Origin of the sequence: Chryseobacterium sp. 2VB (genome assembly GCF_005503635.1) — a bacterium.
Lineage (GTDB): Bacteria > Bacteroidota > Bacteroidia > Flavobacteriales > Weeksellaceae > Chryseobacterium > Chryseobacterium cupriresistens.
The window spans coordinates 42,042-63,010 of the sequence record NZ_SCNC01000025.1; the positions used below are offsets into that span (position 1 = coordinate 42,042).

General features: G+C 35.6%; 16 protein-coding genes, 1 tRNA gene and 1 pseudogene. 5 read left to right on the top strand and 13 right to left on the bottom strand.

The window, feature by feature from the left end:
* Window positions 1-30 precede the first annotated feature (30 nt).
* The 4 genes from FFS26_RS18570 to aceB all read right to left on the bottom strand — a co-directional run bounded on the left by FFS26_RS18570 (window position 31) and on the right by aceB (window position 4,248).
* The gene (locus tag FFS26_RS18570; protein ID WP_137905764.1) at window positions 31-417 is read right to left on the bottom strand and encodes an acyl-CoA thioesterase; all 387 of its coding nucleotides are present in this window, start codon (window positions 415-417) and stop codon (window positions 31-33) included.
* A 129-nt stretch (window positions 418-546) separates the two neighbouring features.
* The gene (locus FFS26_RS18575; protein WP_137905765.1) at window positions 547-1,119 is read right to left on the bottom strand and encodes an OmpH family outer membrane protein; all 573 of its coding nucleotides are present in this window, start codon (window positions 1,117-1,119) and stop codon (window positions 547-549) included.
* Window positions 1,120-1,286: 167 nt separating this feature from the next.
* Window positions 1,287-2,567, bottom strand: coding sequence for an isocitrate lyase (aceA, locus tag FFS26_RS18580; RefSeq protein ID WP_137905766.1), 1,281 nt, complete (start codon window positions 2,565-2,567; stop codon window positions 1,287-1,289).
* Window positions 2,568-2,673: 106 nt separating this feature from the next.
* Window positions 2,674-4,248 carry a malate synthase A gene (aceB, locus tag FFS26_RS18585; protein WP_137905767.1) on the bottom strand — a complete coding sequence of 525 codons (1,575 nt, stop codon included), beginning with the start codon at window positions 4,246-4,248 and terminating at the stop codon, window positions 2,674-2,676.
* Window positions 4,249-4,374: 126 nt separating this feature from the next.
* Here aceB and FFS26_RS18590 point away from each other — a divergent pair, with 126 nt between their 5' ends.
* The 3 genes from FFS26_RS18590 (at window position 4,375) to FFS26_RS18600 (ending at window position 7,655) form a co-directional block, all read left to right on the top strand.
* The gene (locus tag FFS26_RS18590; RefSeq protein ID WP_110008003.1) at window positions 4,375-5,856 is read left to right on the top strand and encodes a helix-turn-helix domain-containing protein; all 1,482 of its coding nucleotides are present in this window, start codon (window positions 4,375-4,377) and stop codon (window positions 5,854-5,856) included.
* A gap of 307 nt (window positions 5,857-6,163) precedes the next feature.
* On the top strand, window positions 6,164-6,817 hold the full coding sequence (locus FFS26_RS18595; RefSeq protein WP_110008004.1) for a ComF family protein: 654 nt from the start codon (window positions 6,164-6,166) through the stop codon (window positions 6,815-6,817).
* Between the two features lie 151 nt (window positions 6,818-6,968).
* The gene (locus FFS26_RS18600; protein WP_137905768.1) at window positions 6,969-7,655 is read left to right on the top strand and encodes an alpha/beta fold hydrolase; all 687 of its coding nucleotides are present in this window, start codon (window positions 6,969-6,971) and stop codon (window positions 7,653-7,655) included.
* On the opposite strand, the gene upp is transcribed toward FFS26_RS18600, so the two are convergent.
* Both upp and der read right to left on the bottom strand, forming a co-directional pair.
* Window positions 7,656-8,306, bottom strand: coding sequence for a uracil phosphoribosyltransferase (gene upp / locus FFS26_RS18605; protein WP_062676151.1), 651 nt, complete (start codon window positions 8,304-8,306; stop codon window positions 7,656-7,658).
* A gap of 162 nt (window positions 8,307-8,468) precedes the next feature.
* Window positions 8,469-9,779, bottom strand: a complete 1,311-nt coding sequence (der, locus tag FFS26_RS18610; RefSeq protein ID WP_110008006.1) for a ribosome biogenesis GTPase Der — start codon at window positions 9,777-9,779, stop codon at window positions 8,469-8,471.
* Window positions 9,780-10,141: 362 nt separating this feature from the next.
* Between der and FFS26_RS18615 the strand changes: the two genes are divergently transcribed.
* Window positions 10,142-10,212: transfer RNA gene (locus FFS26_RS18615), tRNA-Gln, on the top strand.
* Window positions 10,213-10,798: 586 nt separating this feature from the next.
* On the opposite strand, the pseudogene FFS26_RS22820 reads toward FFS26_RS18615, so the two are convergent.
* From FFS26_RS22820 to FFS26_RS18635, 4 genes and pseudogenes are all read right to left on the bottom strand, one after another.
* A pseudogene (locus FFS26_RS22820) lies at window positions 10,799-11,746 on the bottom strand (recombinase family protein); the annotation flags it as partial.
* Between the two features lie 36 nt (window positions 11,747-11,782).
* Window positions 11,783-11,944 (bottom strand): DUF2624 family protein, encoded by a 162-nt coding sequence (locus FFS26_RS18625; protein ID WP_137905769.1) that lies wholly within the window; start codon window positions 11,942-11,944, stop codon window positions 11,783-11,785.
* A 441-nt stretch (window positions 11,945-12,385) separates the two neighbouring features.
* Window positions 12,386-13,480, bottom strand: a complete 1,095-nt coding sequence (locus FFS26_RS18630) for a hypothetical protein (protein ID WP_137905770.1) — start codon at window positions 13,478-13,480, stop codon at window positions 12,386-12,388.
* Window position 13,481: 1 nt separating this feature from the next.
* Window positions 13,482-14,297 carry an RNA polymerase sigma factor gene (locus FFS26_RS18635; protein ID WP_137905771.1) on the bottom strand — a complete coding sequence of 272 codons (816 nt, stop codon included), beginning with the start codon at window positions 14,295-14,297 and terminating at the stop codon, window positions 13,482-13,484.
* Between the two features lie 369 nt (window positions 14,298-14,666).
* Here FFS26_RS18635 and FFS26_RS18640 point away from each other — a divergent pair, with 369 nt between their 5' ends.
* Window positions 14,667-14,909 (top strand): helix-turn-helix domain-containing protein, encoded by a 243-nt coding sequence (locus FFS26_RS18640; RefSeq protein WP_110008012.1) that lies wholly within the window; start codon window positions 14,667-14,669, stop codon window positions 14,907-14,909.
* A gap of 351 nt (window positions 14,910-15,260) precedes the next feature.
* Here FFS26_RS18640 and FFS26_RS18645 read toward each other — a convergent pair whose 3' ends face one another.
* The 3 genes from FFS26_RS18645 to FFS26_RS18655 form a co-directional block, all read right to left on the bottom strand.
* Window positions 15,261-16,226 carry a hypothetical protein gene (locus FFS26_RS18645; protein ID WP_137905772.1) on the bottom strand — a complete coding sequence of 322 codons (966 nt, stop codon included), beginning with the start codon at window positions 16,224-16,226 and terminating at the stop codon, window positions 15,261-15,263.
* Between the two features lie 478 nt (window positions 16,227-16,704).
* Complete coding sequence (locus tag FFS26_RS18650; protein WP_110008014.1) at window positions 16,705-17,436, bottom strand: hypothetical protein; 732 nt, start codon at window positions 17,434-17,436, stop codon at window positions 16,705-16,707.
* A gap of 17 nt (window positions 17,437-17,453) precedes the next feature.
* Window positions 17,454-20,966, bottom strand: coding sequence for a DUF6443 domain-containing protein (locus FFS26_RS18655; protein ID WP_228449462.1), 3,513 nt, complete (start codon window positions 20,964-20,966; stop codon window positions 17,454-17,456).
* Window positions 20,967-20,969: the final 3 nt, after the last annotated feature.

Here is a 20,969-nt window from a genome sequence, read left to right on the forward strand (position 1 = left end):
ATTTAGTTTTGGTTTTGGTTTAGTTTTATATTAAAAAAATCTCTCCAGCCAGTCACTTTCCAGGCGCTTGATCTTTTTAGTTTCAGGATCAAATAAAATCCAAAGTGTTCTTGAGTCTACCACCAGCTTATCATTACAGTAAAATTCTACTTTTCTTGGCTGTTTAGCACCTTCCGGAGCCATTGGATAAGTTCTTACCGTAATGATATCACCCAGATAAACCTGTTTTTTATATCGGATATGATGATCCAGAAGCATCCAGGCGTCGTTTACATATTCTGTTTGCTGTTTCAGAAGATTCCAGTGCTCTGCTGCCACTTCTTCCACCCAGTGTACATATTGTACATTATTCACATGGTTGTTCTGATCAATATGCTCTTCTGTTACTTTGATCTGTTTTTCGTACATCAAATTCATTCTCCTGAAAGTTTACTCAAATTTATCATTTTAAAATAAAACTTTCTTCATCCAGCCACTCACTTTTGTCCATAAAAAAACGGAATCATCAATCTGATTCCGTTACAATATGCAGTATATTAAAAATTCTTATTTAGATTTTCCAGCTGGCTTGGCAGTTGTTGCCGTAGCCCCTAACTTGGTTTTCACAGTAGCAGTGATATCTTCGCTTCCGTCTGTGTAAAGAAGGTTATTAGATTCCTGTGATGCTACATCAAATACAAAATTCAGGTTTCTTTCTTTTGCTACAGCATAAATAGCATCTTTTACTTTCTTCTGTAAAGGACTAAACAATTCGTTTTGTTTGGCAGAAATATCTTTAGCAGCCTGTGTTCTGATTTCCTCTATCTTCTTACCTAAAGCCTGTAGTTCTGTTTGTGCTGCAATCAGTTCTTTAGTCACAGCTTCTTTATTCGCCTCGCTTAACGTTTTTTCTTTATCCTGTGCCGCTTTCAATTTAGTCTGATAATCACCGATAAGCTTCTCAATTTCAGTCTGCCTGGTCTTAGTCAGGTTATCAATAGTAGTTCCTATAGTTTTTACTTCAGATAAACTTGCAAAAATGTCCTCTGTATTTACACTTCCAATCTTCTGTTGAGCATTTACAATATTTGCAGTAAGTGTTAATCCTAACGCAATAAAAATTGTCTTAATTAAATTCATTTGTAATAATATTTTTTTTCGCTCCCAAATATAACTCAAATTTCAATTACTTATCATGTAATTATTAATTTGAAATTAAATGATGTAAAAAACAGGTTTAAACAACTTCAGACAAAGAAAAACCTTCTCAAAGAGAAGGTTTAACATCAAAAAATATGGAAAAATGACTAATGGAACTGTGCTGTTTCTGTAGAATCTTTCATCGCTACAGTAGCTGAGGAACCGTTGGTGACAATATTCTGTACTTCATCAAAATATCCTGTTCCTACAAAAGACTGATGCTTCACCGCTCTGAATCCTTTCTGCTGTAATGCAAATTCGCGCTCCTGAAGTTCAGAATATCCTGCCATTCCTCTTTCTTTATAAGCCAGTGCCAGCTCAAACATGGCTGTATTCAATGCATGGAATCCTGCAAGGGTAATAAACTGGAATTTGTACCCCATTTTAGCCAGCTCTTCTCTGAAAGTAGACATTTCTTCCACACTCAGTTTTGCAGCCCAGTTGAATGAAGGTGAACAGTTATAAGCAAGCATTTTTCCAGGGAATTTTGCATGAATTCCATCTGCAAATCTTCTGGCTTGCTCCAGATCAGGATTAGAAGTTTCCATCCAGATCAGATCAGCATATGGTGCATAAGACAGTCCTCTGTCGATTCCCTGCGCAACTCCGTTTCTTACCACGTAAAAACCTTCAGAAGTTCTTTCTCCGGTTACGAATTTCTTATCCCTGTCATCAATATCAGAAGTCAGTAAATCTGCTGCATCCGCATCCGTTCTTGCAATGATAAGGCTTGGAACGCCCAATACATCGGCAGCCAGACGCGCTGCTATCAACTTATTGACCGCTTCCTGAGTAGGTACCAATACTTTCCCGCCCAAGTGGCCGCATTTTTTAGCGGAAGAAAGCTGATCTTCAAAATGTACGGCAGCTGCTCCGGCTTCAATCATTTGTTTCATCAGTTCAAAAGCATTCAGATTACCTCCAAAACCTGCTTCTGCATCAGCAATAATAGGCACAAGATATTCTTTATTTCCTGTTCCGCTTACAGACTGCACCTGATCTGCTCTCAGTAAGGCATTATTAATTTTCTTTACCACAGAAGGCACTGAATTGGCCGGATACAATGACTGATCCGGATACATCTCCCCTGACAGGTTAGCATCTGCAGCCACCTGCCATCCAGAAAGATAAATTGCTTCCAGGCCGGCATCTACTTCCTGCACCGCCTGATTACCTGTCAATGCACCCAGTCCCGCCACATAATCCTGGGTATTTAATTTATCCCAGAATTTTTTGGACATTTCTGTAGCAATAGTATAATCTATGGTATAAGAACCGCGAAGTTTTAAAACTTCTTCAGCTGTATAAGGTCTCTTAATGCCTTTCCAGCGTGGGTTTGTCAGCCAATCTTGCTCAATAGCCTGGATTTGTTCTTGTCTTGTTTTCATAATATTTGGATTTTGTTTGATTAGATTTTGGGGTTCGGGTTACGAGGTTCGGAGGTACGAGATATGATTCTCAAACTTTCGGACACTTCTACTCTCTCACTACTAACTAGATAAAAGGATAAGCTTTAAGGGTCAGAAATTCTTCAAAATTTTCACAGAAAATCAATTCATTGAAAAGTTCTTTGGCGAGGTTGAATTTTCCGTTTTTGAATCGGGTTTCACCTACATATTTTTCAATATGATCCATTTCTTCTTTTTCCCACTGCAGTACCATGCTTCGGGTTAACGTTCTGACATCACTCAGAACCGCTTCATTTTTCAGCCATTGCCAGATTTGTGTTCTTGAAATCTCAGCAGTAGCGGCATCTTCCATCAGATTATAAATAGCAGCAGCACCGGTTCCCATCAGCCAGCTTTCAAGGTAAAGAATTCCAACATTGATATTTTTACGGACTCCTTTTTCTGTGATTTCTCCTTTGGGAATTTCCAGCAGCTGGCTTTCTGTTATATGGTATTCAAATTTTTTATCGATCTGATTTTGGGAAGGCATATACTGGTCAAAAACTTGTTTTGCTACAGATACCAATGCCGGATGTGCAACCCACGTTCCGTCGTGGCCATTTTTCACTTCCCTTTCTTTATCATTTCTTACTTTTTCAAAAGCAATAGTATTGGCTTCGTCATCGTCTTTTACCGGAATTTGAGCGGCCATTCCGCCTATTGCATGTACATTTCTTTTATGGCAGATTTCAATCACCCTTTTTGAATAAGCACTCATAAAGGGAGACGTCATAGTTACCTGATCTCTGTCCGGAACAATAAATTCGGGAAGATTTCTGAATTTTTTAATGTAAGAGAAAATATAATCCCATCTTCCGCAATTCAGTCCGGCACTATGTTCTTTTAATTCAAATAAAATTTCATCAATCTGAAATGAAGCGGTAATTGTTTCTATTAAAACAGTCGCTTTAATGGTTCCCTCCGGAATTCCAAGATAGTTTTGCGCAAAAACAAAAACTTCATTCCACCAGCGTGCTTCCTTATAATGTTCCAGTTTTGGAAGATAGAAATAAGGACCGCTACCGTTTTCCAAAAGCTGTTTTGCATTTCTGAAGAAATATATTCCAAAATCAGTCAGTGATCCGGAAGCTTTTTCTCCATTGATTTCAATATGTTTTTCAGGAAGGTGCAGGCCGCGTGGACGAACCTGTAAAACAGCCGTTTTTTCATTAAGGGTGTATGCCTTTCCTTTTTCATTGACAAAATCAATAGTCCGGTTAATGGCATCAGAAAGATTGATCTGTCCCTGAATACAGTTTTCCCACACTGGCGAGCTGCTGTCTTCAAAGTCGGCCATAAATGTAGAGGCACCGGAATTCAAGGCATTGATAATCATTTTGCGGTCAACAGGACCGGTAATTTCTACTCTTCTATCCAGCATATCGTCAGGAAGCGGAGCACATACCCAATTTCCATTCCGGATGTCTGCTGTTTCTTTCAAGAACTCAGGAAGATTTCCTTTATCAAAATTTTGCTGAGTAATTTTTCTTTCTTCTAAAAGTTCAAGTCTTTTATGATTAAAGTGCTGATGAAGCGAAATCAGAAAATCTGTCAAATCGGGAGTAAATATTTCCTCAAACTGCTTCTGTGACTTTATTTCTAATTGAGTCTTTGTTTCCATAACTTATTGATTTTGTGATTTGATATTACAAACATAAATAAAAATTTTCACAAATAGCGAACGTTCGCTAAATTTATTTAAAAATTATTATGCGAATAATCGCATCTAATTATTTATATTTGAGTAATGAATTCAGAAAGCGACTTTATCAAAACAGTTTTCGGGCTAAAACTGAAGCAGCAGAGACAAAAGAAAAACTGGTCTCTGCAGGATCTTGCTGTAAAGACAGGATTATCAAAATCTTACCTCAACGAAATTGAAAACGGAAAAAAATATCCCAAGCACGATAAAATCATTCAGCTTTCTGAAGCACTGAGCTGTACTTTTGACGATCTGGTTTCTACCAAACTTGATAAAAGCCTTTCCCCTTTCAATGAAATCCTGCAGTCTGATTTCTTTAAAGAAGTTCCGCTGGAGTTATTCGGAATTAATAAAAACAACCTCATCAGCATTATCAGCGATGCTCCGAAAAAAGTAACGGCTTTTATTAATGCCCTGATCGAAATTTCTCAGAATTATAATCTTGGAAAGGAAAGATTTTATTTTGCCGTCTTAAGGTCATTTCAGGAATTATATGATAACTATTTTCCGGAAATTGAAGAAAAGGTTGATCTGTTTACCCGGGAAAATCAGTTACAACCCGGAAAAGATTTAAAGTCTGACATCCTGGAGGCAATTCTTGCAGAAAAATTCAGTTACACCATTCAGTCTGAAGATTTTGAAAAATATGGAACTCTGGATAACCTCCGCTCTCTTTTCATTCCTGAAAAAAAACTATTGCTGCTGAATCAAAAACTGGAAAAGGATCAGAAAACATTCATTCTGGCTAAAGAAATCGGCTTCAATGTACTGGAATTAAAAAACCGGCCCAATACCTATTCGTGGCTTGATTTCGGAAGCTTTGAAGAAATTCTGAATAACTTTTACGCCTCTTATTTCGCAGGAGCATTGCTCATTTCAAAGGGACCTGTCATTGAAAAGACCTCAGAATTTTTCCAGCAAAATACATGGGAACCTAAAAATTTTGAGAGTCTTATCAGCAGTTTCACCCATTCGCCTGAAACATTTTATTACCGGCTGACCAACATTCTCTCGGCTGAAATGGGAATCAAAGATCTTTTTTATTTATGTCTGGTAAAAAAGAAAAATTCGGATAAAATCCAGATTTTAAAGGAGCTTCATCTTAATCACCAGCAGGCTCCTCATGCCAATGCAATGAACGAGCATTACTGCAGAAGATGGATTGCGGTAAAAAACCTTGGTGATTTAAAAGAAAATGAAACCCTGACGGATGCTCAGGTTTCTCATTATAAAGATCAGGGAATAAGTTATCTGGTAATTTCTACTTCACAAAAAAATCCATTCTCAGATGGAAGTAACAGAAGTTATTGCCTGGGCATTTTACTGAATTCCCAAACGATTAAAAAGATAGGTTTTATCAAGTCTCCATCTTTAAAAACCATTAATGTAGGGGTTACATGCGAATCCTGCAGTATCCCTGACTGTGAAGTGAGACAGGCTCCACCGGTAAGACTGGAAAAGGAGCATTTTAATATGAGTATGAAGAATGCTGTAGAGAAGATCAGGAAGACGTTTGATGATATTTAAAAAGTGAATCGTGAATTGTCAATATGAATTTTTTATGTGAGGTTCGGGATGCGGGATTCGGGTTTGTGAATAATCGATTTGTTGCTGAAATTTACGGGTAACTAATTTTTATAAACGCAGAATTTACAAAGTTTTCTATACTATTTAATAGCTTTTTCAGGCGCTATGGCGTTCCACTCAACAACGAAAAAATTCCTTTTGCTACATGAAATAATTAGCTCATAAAATTCGCTAACAATAATAATTCACTATTGACATTGCGAAGCAAAAATTGACAATTATTTTCATATCTTAGTAAAAACACACTATGATATTAGACATATTGTTTCCTAACCGCTGCATTCACTGCAACAGAATCATCGATCCTGAACTTTTGGTTTGTGATCTTTGTTTCAGCCAGATTCACTTTACCCATTACAATTATTTTGAAAATAATCCGATTAAGGAAAAATGCAGTTTATTTTTTCCGGTTGAAAACGCATTCGCTTTAATACAGTTTGAAAAAGAAGGTTTAAGCCGTCAGATTATTCACGATCTGAAATATAGAAGCAGGGAAAAAACAGGAAAAATCTTAGCCGATTGGACAGCAGAACGACTTGATTTCAAAGATAATTTTCCTGACCTTTTAGTAAGTGTACCGCTTCATCCAAAGAAACTAAAGAAACGGGGATATAACCAGCTTCATTTGTTTACCGAAACTTTATCTTCATTTTATAACATTCCTTTTGATCATAATTTAATCAAACGAAATTATTATTCTAAAGCACAGGCCTTAAAAGACAAGAAGCACAGGCTGGAAACTGTCAATACATTCTCCACAACCAAGCCTGTTACCGGAAAACATATTCTTTTGATTGATGATGTTTTCACAACAGGAAATACGGTTTCATCAGTGGCGTGGGAGATTTTAAATGCCGGAGATAATAAAGTAAGTGTATTGGTGATGGCTGAGGATGTTTGATGCGGGAACGGGGTGCGAGTTTCGGGATTTCTGTACGGAGAAATAATCAAAATATTTTTAAACCCCAAAACTCTCAGACACTCTTACGCTTCCACCTCATCCATTTTCACGATTCAATTCTTTTTCCTAATTTTCAGGAAACTATACAACTATGCCCAATCTGATTTTACTGCACGGAGCTTTAGGTCACAGCGACATTTTCAAACCTTATCTGAATGTTCTGTCATCCTATTTTACAGTTCATACTCCTCTTTTTTCAGGACATGGAGACCTGAAACTTCCTGAAGACGGCCTCAATATTAAAAAGTATGTCGAGGAATTATCCGAGTATTGTAAAGTGAACCATCTGACAGACGTATCTATTTTCGGGCACAGTATGGGTGGTTATGTCGCACTTTGCTACGCAATGGAAAATCCTGACAATGTAAATTCTGTTATAACACTGGGCACAAAGTTCGACTGGACTGAAGAACAGGCTTTAAAAGAAAGTAAGATGCTTAATCCGGATGTTATTCTTGAAAAAATTCCGCAGTATGCCCAGCTTTTAGAATCACAGCACGGAACAAAGTGGAAACAGCTTCTTCCTGGTATTGCTGATTTAATGATTGATTTAGGTAAAAATCCGCCTCTGGAAAATAATTTTGCTACGATTACCACTCCCGTTCAAATCATGGTGGGTGATAAAGATAATATGGTAACGCTGGAAGAGAGTTCAAGGGTTTACAGAAGCCTTCCAAATGCAAAACTGGCCGTACTTCCGGATACAAAGCATCCTATGGATAAAGTACGACCTGATTTATTATTGAACTTAATAAAAGATTTCTGGAATCTTTCTTAATTATCGCTGAAGTTTTTCTCCGTAGCTCAAATCTCCGGCATCTCCCAGTCCTGGTGTGATATACCCTTTTGAAGTTAAGTGTTCATCAATGGCTCCTACCCAGATATGAGCTTCAGGATATGCATTCTGAACAGTTTCAACTCCCTGTTTCGATGCAATGGCTGCAACAATATGAAGCTGGGTTGGATTTCCGTTGGTCAGCAAATCTTTGATGGCTTCAATAAGAGAAGCACCAGTTGCAAGCATAGGATCAGCTACAATAAGGGGTCTGCCTTCAATGCTTGGGCACGTAAGATAATCCTGTTTGATTGAGAAATAATCGTTGGCATCATGTTTTCTGTAAGCTGCCACAAAACCGCAGTCTGCTCTGTCTAAATAGTTCAGGATTCCTTCGAATAACGGAACACCTGCTCTTAAGATGGTTGTAATAACCGGCTGCACGGCTATTTCCCTGCTTTTTATTGTATCTAAAGGAGTTTGAATTTCAACTTCTCTGTACTCCAGTCCTTTACTGATTTCAAAAGCGGCAATCTCCCCGATTCTTTCCATATTTCTTCTGAATCTCATTCGGTCATGCTGGATTGTAACGTTTCTAAGTTCGTTAATCCATTCGTTGACAAGAGAAAAGTGTTGCGATAAAATAGTAAGCATGAAAATTTTATTTTTAATTTCAGTTAATTGATATTAATTGCCGCAAAATTACAACTAAAAAACGAATTGAAAGATCCGGCTGGAAGAGAAAGTCTGGTTGGGTGATATAAAAAACTCCGGCAAGCTTCGCTTGCCGGAGTTTTCCGATGAACATTTGTTCTATTATTTTTGTCTGAAATACACTTCAATCGGAACTCCGGTAAATCCGAATTCTTTTCTCAGCTGATTTTCAGTAAATCTTTTATACGGTTCTTTCACATACTGTGGAAGGTTGCAGAAAAATACAAACTGTGGTGACGGTGTAGGAAGCTGAACACAGTATTTGATTTTGATATATTTTCCTTTCAATGCCGGCGGCGGTGTATTTTCGAAGATCGGAAGCATTACTTCATTCAGTTTTGAAGTTTTAATTTTCTTCTTACGGTCTTCATAAACCTGCATAGCTACTTCTACAGCTTTTAAAATTCTTTGTTTCGTTAAAGCTGAAACGAATAAGATTGGAATATCCTGGAACTGACCGATTTTATCTTTGATTGATTTTTCAAAATCACGCATCGTATTGGTCTGCTTGTCCTCGATCAAATCCCACTTATTCACTAGGATTACGATTCCTTTTCTGTTTTTCTGAGCCAGTCCGAAGATATTCATATCCTGAGATTCCCATCCCTGTGTAGCATCCACCATGATGATCACGACGTCTGAATATTCGATAGAACGGATCGATCTCATTACAGAGTAGAATTCAAGGTCTTCGTTTACCTTAGACTTTCTTCTCATCCCTGCAGTATCTACCAACACAAATTCGTGTCCGAATTTGTTATATAAAGTCTGGATACTATCTCTCGTAGTTCCTGCGATATCGGTTACAATATTTCTTTCAACATCCAATAAAGCATTAGTCATCGTGGACTTTCCTACGTTTGGACGACCTGCAATCGTAATTTTAGGCAATCCTTCAAATGGATCTTTATATTCTGTAGTAGGGAAATCTTTAACGATATCATCTAACAAATCCCCTGTTCCTGAACCTGTAGCAGAAGAAAGTGTGTAATATTTATCAATTCCTAACTGATAGAATTCTGTTGCAGGAAGTTCTTCCTTGGAAGAATCTACTTTATTGATAACAATATAAATGGGTTTGTTGGATCTTCTGAGAAGTCTGTAAATTTCGTGGTCCGTATCAGTAAGCCCTTCTTCCACGTTCATCATAAAGATAATAGAAGTGGCTTCATCCACCGCTAATTGTACCTGCTTACGGATTTCTTCTTCGAAGATATCATCTGTACCTACATCATAACCTCCGGTATCAATTACCGTAAAGTCTACTCCGTTCCAGTCTGATTTTCCGTAGTGACGGTCTCTGGTAACACCAGCTGTAGAATCTACAATAGCTTCTCTTCTTTCTAATAAACGATTAAAAAGCGTGGATTTTCCTACATTGGGACGTCCAACGATTGCGACAATATTTGACATAAAAAATGTTTAATAATCCTTTTGCTTTGCTCAGGATATGTTATTAATGGGTTACTCCAACTTTTGGAGCCCAATTTTTTTGCAAAGATAAGGTTTTATTATTTAACAGATTGAAGCTGGGAAAAGGAGGCTGGATGTTATTATCCATCGGACAAATTAATGTAAGCCCTACTCTTTCAATCTAACAATATATCCACAAATCTATTGTTTATGGGTAGAAGAAGATTTTTTTAAAAATTTTATTGAAAAATAATTCTTTGGATATCAATACATAAAGCTATCTTCTTACTAATTATGTTAATTAATCTTTAATTTAGATTTTCATATTTAAAATAATTTCTATAATTTCGCGGCATAGAAACAGACCCATGGTGTAGCGGTAACACTACTGATTTTGGTTCAGTCATCTGGGGTTCGAATCCCTGTGGGTCTACATAACAGGAGAAATGATTATTATTATCATTTCTCCTGTTTTTATTTTGTGACAATCCATTGTTAATCTGAAAGATATAGTGAGCTACAGTATTAATTCTTGTGGTTCGATAATGATTTTCGTCAAATTCAAGTTTTTCAGGAAAAATCGAACCAATAATTTGTCGCTTGACTGCAATATCCCCTTCTGTATAGACTTTCCAGATATTGGTAAGCGTTTCTAATGCTCTTTCCAGTAGCTTTGGTATATCTATTTTATTCTCTTTAGGCTTGTCATTTAATTGTGTTTCCAGCTTTTCAATCTGGTCTTTATATTCTTTTTTTATTTCAAGATATTCTTCATCGGTCATTACTTCGGAAAGCAGTTTATTTCTCGCCAGAGAAATCCTTGAATTCAACCTGTCTATCTCATCGGATATCTTCTTTCTTTCATCCTGTGGGGCTTTTATAAACTTCTGATAGTTATCCAGAAATACTTTTTCTATAAGCTTTTTTGCAGGCTCACTCATTTCCAATTGCTTTAATCCTTCTTCAAAAACTGAATTGACCAATTCTGCTCTATAGCGAAATCCACAGGCTGCATTGCAATGATAATAGTAGTATCTGTTATTTCTCCCTTTTGAAGCACTTGCCGTAATATTTCTTCCACATTTAGGACATACCAAAAAACCTCTCAATGGAAAATGCTCACCGGAAAGAATTTTAGTATTAGGCCGCTGGAGTCTTCTTTTACCATCCAGTACTTCTTGCACTCTGTTGAATAGTTCCTCACTGATTAAAGCTTCATGCTGACCCTCTACAAAATGCGCTTCTTCATCTTTGTGTTTTTCTAAAAATACTTTCCCATAGTATATAGGATTTCTTATTGCCACATGAAAAGATGTTCTACTCACCTTTTTAATTGTTAATTCATTGACCCTTTTTCTGATTTGATTAGAGGCCAATACCCCTTTTGCAATCTCATTAAAAGCCCAGTTCATTGCTGATGCTTCAGGTTCTTGCAGTACAATATACTTTTCACCATTTTCCCTGCTTTTATTAGCATAGCCAAATGGTGCTTTTCCCATAACCCTTCCTTCTTTTTTTGCCCTACGCATTCCATAAAACACGTTAAGCGCCCTTCTGTCATTTTCGACTTCAGGCGCTGCCAAATAAATTGCAAGCATCATTTTATTTTCGGGAATAGAAAGATCCAAAGGCTGGTCAACGGCCTGTGGTTCTATTCCCAATTTTGCAAGTGTACTTATCATTTGATAGGCATCCCCAGCATTACGGCTGAAACGGTCCCATTTAGTAAATAGAATAAGGTTTGTCTTACAACTTTTCTTTTTAAGTGTAGTTAAAAGTCTTATCCACCCGGGGCGGTTAAATGATTTTACGGAATGGTCTTCGTAGATTATTTGTCCAACAGAGATATTGTTAGATGAACAATATTTTTTTAACCGATCCTCCTGATCTCTTTGTGAATATCCTTTGTCTGCCTGTTCATCAGTAGAAACACGGATGTATAAATCTGCTACCTTCATAATTTTCATGTTTAGTAAATATTAGAGGATAGCTTTAGAAATACATTATTCAGAACCGAAGTACTGTCTAATAACAGCCAAGGTAAGGGGGTACAGAAACTCTATGATCAATTCTGCCTCTTCCTCAGTTATTTCCACGCCTTCGTTTTGAAAGAATTTCATTACCTCCTCAATAGGCATTTTTTTTATTTTCTTATCCTCCAGCACTTTGTATAAATTTCAAATAAAATTATTAGCGAAATTGAATAATAATTTTATTCGGCTTTGAAGGAATATCTATGTCTTTTAATGGCTTTATTTTAAAGCTCGTATTTTCCGTCCGCAAAAGAATAGGAGGTTTCACCTTATGTACATTTCAATTGGATTATTATCCATCTACAGCGATGAAGAAATTTTAATCAATTTCTTCCTTTTATTCAGGTAAAGTAAATTTCTCCTGATTACACTTATCATCTAATCAATAGCTAAGCCTCTTGCTTTATTCCCAACATTTCTCTAAAGCGTTTTTATGTTTCTTCTCTGATGTATTTTCTTTCCATATCATACATATAAAAAAAGAGCCCACGCCGTTGTATATACAGTAAGTACTTAGTGAGTGTTTCAAGACCTCACCCTACGGGTGTACAAGCACCCTCATTATTTTTTCAGCTATCCAATGATTAATTCGATACCAGCTCTTTCAGCTTTGTATTTTATTTTGGTCTGCAAATCATAATAACTCCAATTACGAAGCACGAATTCGTTATCTTTTGCAATCCCGATCTTGTCTTCCTGATTTTTAATAACGAGTGTGCCCGCTTGTTGCCGAATGCAGAAATTTATAAGCTGCCGACTGTACACGTGAAGACGATTGCTTACGTATCTGCTTTCCAGATTCTTTGTTTTATACAATGCCTTCAGTTTCCGTTTTACTCCATTTCTTGAACGGGCATAGACTACACCGTCCTGAATCCTTTTTTGACTTGCCTGAATTGCGAGCCTGCGATACAAAAACTCTTCTTTTGAGCCAATATTGATTCGTACATTGCCAGCTTTTGCAACTATTGGATGTTCCAGAGACAGGGAAGCTTCAGCAATAATTTCGGGTTTTAAAAGATGTTCTTTCTTTTCAAATTCAAAAACTGCAAGCCAGAATATTTTCCTGTCTTTAAGTTGGATCTGTGAGTTGCAAAGCTTTATCTCTTCTTTTAATAGGCGCTCCATAATCACTCGCTTATCAGCGTAGTCTTTTCCTAAGTATGTTTTGACAGGTATCGCAAACATATTGAAGCAAAATGCTTTCTTTTCAGGATCATACTTCATTTTACTGATGCATTTAATCGGAAGTGGGATTGGAATGTCTCTTTTATAATTTCTAAGTGATTTTGTTCCCTGCCAATAATCGGCTTTGCTTTTAGAGAAAGTAGATTGAATTGTATTGTTCAGGCTTCCCAGAATATCTGTTGGGATTTCTCCTTTGAATCGGTCAAAGACCATTCTTGCTGTGCTGTTTGTTTTCGAACGGTCAAACATTCCCATCTGATCTTTTTTTTCATCAGCTAACTTGTATTGTATTTTTTCGGTGAGGTAAAAGAAATCCTTGATCATTTCCTGAACATACAAATGAGAAGCGATTAAGTTTGCCGTTCGGAAACATCTATTCTGATAACGGTAGAGTTTTTCCCATATTTCTTTTTTTTCATTGGAAGGAACGTCGATCAGCAACTGAATTTTTCGGGTAAGGGTAATCGTTGATTTTTCCATTTCAAAAAGGGATTTGAGAGGTATTTCGATTTTGTAGATATTGATAAGCATATAGAAATTCCCGCTGGACCTGCTTTTCAGAAAGTTTAAGCTCCCTAGCAATTACTATGAAAGAGGATTTTTGCTCAAACCTTCTTTTTAATATCTCGAGCTGTTGGCAAGTAAGTTTATCTGACTGCTCTTCATTAGCTGAAGCTTTTTTCTGTGGATGTTCTAAAGAACTTCCTTTAATAATTTTCCGAAGATCATTTATAGCTCTGCTCACCTCATTGCTGATGCCTGTCACACTACTTCCCATTGCTTCTGCGATTGGTTTGTATTGAAAACCATATTCAAGACAAAGTTCAATAAGGTGTTTTCTTTTGGGATCGAGTACGTTTACAACCTTTTTAACTTCATCAAATTTCTTTTGTTCAGATTCCTGATTGAGAAGATTCTCTTTATCATTCTGGGGATCAAAACCTATAAGATAATCCTGATAGTTCTCAAAACTTTCAAGTGATGCCGTTAAGCGTGCGAATTTATTTTTCGGAGTATTGAAATATGTAATGCAGTCTCTTTTCAAAACAAACCGTAAAAAGCCAAGAATATGATTCGGAGTTTCAATGGAATCACGGTGTAGCCAAAGTTTGAGAAAGGTATCCTGAACAAGCGTTTCTACTACAAAATCATCATCAAGCATTTGTCTTCCGAGCCAGAAAAGAAGTCTTTTGTATCGTAAATAAATATGTTCTAAAGAGATCGGATTACCTTTTTTCAGCAACTCATATAGCTGATGATCAGTGGGCATACGAGGCAAAGAGTGTGTTCTTTTCATAGCAGTATATTTTAGCTAATTTATTGCTGGAAGGAACTGCTTCAATCAATAAGATGAATTCTTTGCATCAAAACGCTAACTCAACTACATCTTGCCTAAAAGAAAAGGCGTGGAACTCAACTTATAGCATTAGAGGCACTGGTATACCCGTGTACGATAAGAGAGCCCACGCCGCGGTCGTGAGCAAATTTACTTATCTTCTCGTACACATAAAAATTACCAGTTTTCTAATGCGAGATTCTAAGCAATTGCTTCAATATTTTTAATTCTATTGGAATAATTGCATTTTACTATTTACAAATATACAAAAACTTTCATGTAATCCAAATGGATTACATGAAAGTTTTTGTATATTTGCAAAATTGCGTTATGGCTGGACTCAACGAGGAAGATATTTTGCTGAAAAATAAAATTGCTGATAGAATTAAGTTTCTAAGAGCTAATACTGGTTTGTCTCAATCTGAATTTTCTAAAAAATACGAAATTGACAGACAAATATTAAATCGTTGGGAAAGTAAAAACAATAAAAGAGGATTGACAATCTATACAATAGCAAAATTTTGTAATCTCTTAGGAATTTCTCTCAAGGATTTTTTTGATTTTGACGCATAAAAGAATAGAAAAATTACGTGAACAATTTTTTAAATCATATAAGGGTATTGAGGATTTAAAGAAATAAGGTGTTTATATGATTCTCAAGGAAAATAGTCCTTAGATGTGTCTTCTCAATAGAATTTGAAGCTACTACCCCTAATTCCGCGACGACCAATTATATTTTTCAAAAGAAAAAAGGAAAAAAGAAAGCCAAAAATTCATTATGGAAGATTTTAAAAAGCAAGTTTATGATAAAAAATACAACCTGCAAGGTGGAGATTTTTGTCGTATCCTTTGGACCTGAACTTGTCTTTTTAAAAATCTGAAACAATACCTTTGTTTTCTTTTATGAATTTTTTGCAGTGCTACTTAGGACCTCTTTATCTTTTTTCTTTTTTGCTGAACCGGAATATCTTCGGTATTATATTGTATTCTATGATCACAAATGTTCAGTAAGGAAAATATTTCTAAGCTGATGTCAGGATTTTTAAAAATCTCTTCTAGCGATGAAAAAGGAATATTGTTTTCTTCAGAAACTTTTTTACAAATACGATCAACAATTGCTATGAGTTTTTCTTTGGTAGTATCAAATAACTTAGGCTGTTTAAACTTTTCAAATTGGATTGATTTTATAATCGTATCCTTAACAGAATTAAAATAAGTTTCCTTTTCTCTTGTATATACTGCAATATTAGACAATATGCTGGAAAGCTTGTTTTTTAACTGTGAAACTTCTTTGTTTAAGTTAATATTCTTTTGTTGAAGCTCAGTAATGATTTTAGTTTTGGATTGAAGAATTTCTTTATTTTTAAGCAGTTCTATATTATATGATTTAAAAACTCTTTCATAGTTTTCAATCGTTTTATCTATTTTGATCCTGCTAAAACCTAAAAAGTCATTTTCCTTGACAATAAGATCTGTAAACTTTTTAGATTTGAGCTTTGCCTTCATTTGAGCTATCTTACTATTTAATAATACAAGCTCATTTTCCTTTTTTTGGATTTTAAATTCAATGGCTTCCAGTCTTCCTTTAGAGCCTGAAATACCTCTCTCCATTTCCAAGCATTCAGCAGTAATATCCTGCATTTTTGAATAATGAAAGAATTGGTGTTTCAATGTTTTCCCTGTTTCCAAATCCTGCCAGTCTGCTACCAAATGAGCATGATAATTAGGTTTCCATACTTTAGAATCTTTATCATAATGACCTTCATCTTTATGAATGGCAATTTGAAAAGTTTTTATTCTCAGCTCTTCTTCAAGCCTTTTAGCGAGCCTATGCAGATCTTGCATCGTTGTATTTTCTTTAATGACAACTACAGCTTCACGAATCGGCATTGCATTTTTCTGTAATTTCCTTCCTGATTTTTCCTTACAGTATGCTTCTATTGATTTTAGCCTATCTGAAATCTTATTTTCTACCCAATATTCATTTTTTACCGTAAGATCCTTTTTTATATAATCGAAGGTTTTTCTTCTGAAATTGTGTGCTTCGGAATCTGTTTTGACTGCTTTGAAATTGATAGACGTTTTCATAAGACAGTAAAATAGCTCACCTATCTTTTACTTATAAATGACAAGACTCATTTGGCTTCAACTGTCATTTATTGGCTTGGAAAAATAAATCCATTTCTCATCAATACGTTATTCTCCTTTTTTACTAAAAATACCTTTCTAACCCTATTAGAAGATTATAGGTAAGAGCTTAAAATATAATATTTTCATCAGATGTCGAGATTTATCCCAAGATACTACAACAAAGCCTCGCAATCGCGAGGCTTTGTTACTATAATTGTAAAAGATTACAGTAATTAAATTATTGAGAAGATGAACTTTTAATCGATGAGTTGTGTATTTTTAATATATTCAATTCATTGATACACTCTGTAAATTCCTTCTTCTTATTTTCCTTAAAATAAGGTAATTCTTCTATACCATTTTTAATATCACTATACTTTATTGGTAAATTATAAGTTTGCACTTTTTCTCCTGTAAAGTAATGGCTTCGAGCATAAACAATTGATTTTGGGGTATATTGATCAATTGCTAAACACTTTTCAAAAGCATTGACTTTATTTTGCCTAACCAATTCGTACCTGAAATATTCATCAGGATATTTATTCTTAAAATCTTCGATAGAAAATTTTTTAGTGTAGAAAACCATTTCACCATATGAAATATCTTTTTCCTTGACTTTAGTATAGGAAACACTGTCTTGATGTAATTTATAAGGACTTGTGGTAACCTCACAAATATTTTTATTATTTATTATAAAAATCCCATTGTAAAAACCTTGTTCATCGTGGAAACCGTCTTCTATATAAATCTGAGAATATTTTTTGTCAGGATCTATATCGCAAGACTTTACACCTAACAATCTAAAAACCTTATATGTATCTGTAAGCATTTTTATTGTCTTGGGATCACGATAGGTAATAGAATTTTTATCTTTTAGTAAGTTTTCATTCATTTGTCTCATAGTTATCTTTCCTTGGGAGTTACAAGAAGAAAATAACATAATACTAAATAATAATAAAAAATTTTTCATTTTCAAAAGTTTATAGTTTATCTGGGGCGATTTTTGAATTTTTGCAATTTATAATATCCGGCAGCTCCAATATAATTATATCGGTTTTGCAATATTTTGCCGTTTATCTTAAGAATACTTTCCACACTAGGAGTAGGAGATATTTGACCTCCACTTTTATTATAATAAATACTACTTCCTGCGTTGTCTATCAACCTTCCTTCATCATTAGGAATACAAGTAGAACCTCCACAAGTACTACCATAATTTGTTCGCAATGGTAGACCCGACTCTGCTCTTACAATATTTTCAACGTGCGTACCATATATTTCCGCTGTGGTACTGTTAGGTCCAAATCTTGTATCGGATTGAGAGGTTATTCCTAAAGCATAGTTTTCGTAAATATGCCCCATTTCATGTGCTATTGTGGTGTATAAAGGGGTATATTTAGAGTCATTACCCAAAGTAGTCCAAACTCCTTTGTCTGATGGGTTTAATTCAATTATATTGCTGATACCATATTTTATATGTGAAACATCACTCGTAGAATTAAAATAAATATCTCTTATTTTTCCATCTTTGCCTTGTGCCTGATCAAAATATCCAATCATTGTTTTTCCTATTGAAGTATTTTTGTCTAAATGATTTAAACCTGCTATAGTCTGAACAACATAATCTGATAATTGAGTACTTGCATCTACATTGGTCCATTTACCATCTACTTGATGTTGTGTTGCACCATTATGATATCTGTATTGGGTTCCATTTTGATCATTAATATATATCCACTCACCATTTATATCAATAAATTTAGTTGGATTATTTGCTACATAACTATAAGGGGAAATAGGAAAATAATTCTCACTGTAATTATCTAATACTCCCCAACGTCCGATATCTGCCATATAAAACCTTGCACCATAATCGTACATCCCCGTCTCCTGAAGCTCTTTACCATTATATTTGTAATTCTTATAACTTCCAGATCCGAAGAAAGCATTTCCTGTTTTTAAGTGGTTCATTCCAAAAGGGTAATAATCATTAGCATCTGTAATTTCAAGAGAACCTGCGCTGTTTCTTGCATAACTTATCCTGGCATTTCCCAAATGATCTTTATATTGGTAAATATACTGATCTTTCCCGTAATCATAAAAACCTTCTGCTGTAGGAAAGAACATGAGTTGAGGAGTCTTAACAGCAGTTATTCCTAATGGAGCTGCCTGTGCCATTGTAATTCCACTTTCAGTACTGTAAGCCTGTTGTTCGTATGCATATTTTAATTTTTCGGTGATCATGCTGAGTTCTTCGATACCGCCTCCCCCATTATTGTCTGATTCGTTGCGATAATATTGAAATCCATCAAGATAATCAGTAATCTCAGTTACAGTATAACAATTGATAATCCCGCATTCAATTTTAGGAAGCTTTTTCTGAAGCCGAACTCCGTCTGCGCTGTACAGGTAATTATGAAGGCCAGAGAGCCCTAAGTTTCCATACTCAATCTTATTGGGAAGATTCAGATGATTATATGTAATCTTGGTTATATTTTTATCCGGCATCTGCCACATATTTCCATTAAGGTCATACTGGATATTACCACCTCCGCCTTCATATCCTGAAGGATTATTCTTGTAGTCTTTAATCACAGATGACTGATTGGTAAGGTTATTGGACCCATAAGTATATTCCAGCTCGTCAATAACTGTAGCGGTTGTATTATTTCCTTCTATAGCAGAGGTTCTGTAAAGGTTTGTAATATTTCCATTCAGATCATATGCCAGGGATTCTGTATGTTCTTTACTGTAAGGGTTCACAGGATTTTGGTAATATCCTGCTGTAAGTCTGTTCAAAGCATCATAAACATAACCGTATCTTTTAGGTGCAATTGGAGGGTTAGCTCCTAATGACTCCACAGCTCTCCAGTCTACTTCCGCAATGTTTCCATTATACCTTGGCTTCACATTTTTTCCATTGAATAGTGCAGAATCGGGATTTTCAATTCCATTTATCTGATTGTACTTGACTATGTAGGAAAATAATTTTCCTCCTAAATCAGGAATTGCCATTTGCGCTTTATTAATACCAGTCAGCCAACCTCTTATATTGTAAGTATAATCAATACTCTGCAAATTATTCCCTACCTTTTTGTTATTTAGCTGGGAAAGTTCATTATAGCTGTTTTCTGTAAGAATCTGCTCCGGTTTATCATCTACCTGATGCTTATGAACCAGTAATCTGTACTGATTATCATATTCAAAGTGTTCTGTAATAGTAACTCCCGATTCCCCTGCTAATCTCTTGTGAGTAGTAACCGTTTTTTGGGGCATTCCGGTAAAATCCAGCTCAGATTCAATCCTTGTGTATCCGCCTAAATGGTTGATAGAGTGGCTCCCGATTACTCTTCCCTTTTGATCATAGTAGGTATAATTCTTGGTCCAATTATCATCTTCAATATTTTTTACAAAACTCATGACCGGAAGTCCTTTAGTACTTTTTCCATCAGCAGTAGGAGTTCCCGTTAACACGGTCATATCTGGTGTATTTACTGGCAAAGCAGGGTTGAAACTATATGTTGGATAGCTGTCATAATAATTAACACTTAACAGTATACTAAGACCAGTAGGAGTGGAAAGCTTAGTATAATATACAGGAAGGCCATTTAAGATAAATCCTGTTGTAGAAGTTCTGGTTTCATATAAATTAGTATTGATATTAGCACTATTTTGCATTGAGGCCCTGCTGGCAGGATTATTTGTGATCCCCGTATACACGATTCTTCCAAACTGATCATATTTAGTAAAGAGCCATTGTCCTTTATCTTTAAGAACGGTATCCTGATTAAGAATTAGTTGATCAGCTTTATTATACACCATATATTCCCATCCTTTTCCAGGAAGCTTCTTCTCCACCAATCGATTTCCTTCATCATATTTATACTGATAACATAGCTCGTTTAGTACAGTATTAGCATCTGCTTGTATGGCGGCTTTTGGAGGAATCACAAAAGCCAGTTGATTATAATCATTGTAAACATAATAGGTATCTGCATTTTCTGTATCACTGATTACTTTTCGTACTAATACAACTTGTCCCTGACTATTTTTAAACTCAATAGTTTGGTTTCCGTCTTCATCAGTAACAGTATTCTTAAACAGCTGCCCTGATCCATAAGAAGCTGATAATATTAGTTTCGCCACAAAAGTGGTGTAACTAAATGTAGCGGTATATTTTTTAACCTCTCCGTTCTTATTGGATTCATACTTAAAGGTTACAGGCTTGCTAGCCCAGTCATTACCTACCTGAATTTGCTGTTGAAGCCTGTCTAAAGGTGATTTTTCAAGCACTTTTTCCGTAAAGGGTCTTTCTCCAGAGTATATTGCTTCTGGATCTCCAACCGGAAAATCAACTGCCAAGGAATTTTGTGAGTAAATTTTTCCATTTTGCGTTCCTGATTGTGGTACTGGAAGATAATCCCGCGTTGGTTTTCCATAGTAATCGTATGTAAAAGGAGTTACAATATCTCTTCCCTTTGGGGAAGCCTTTATATTAATCGT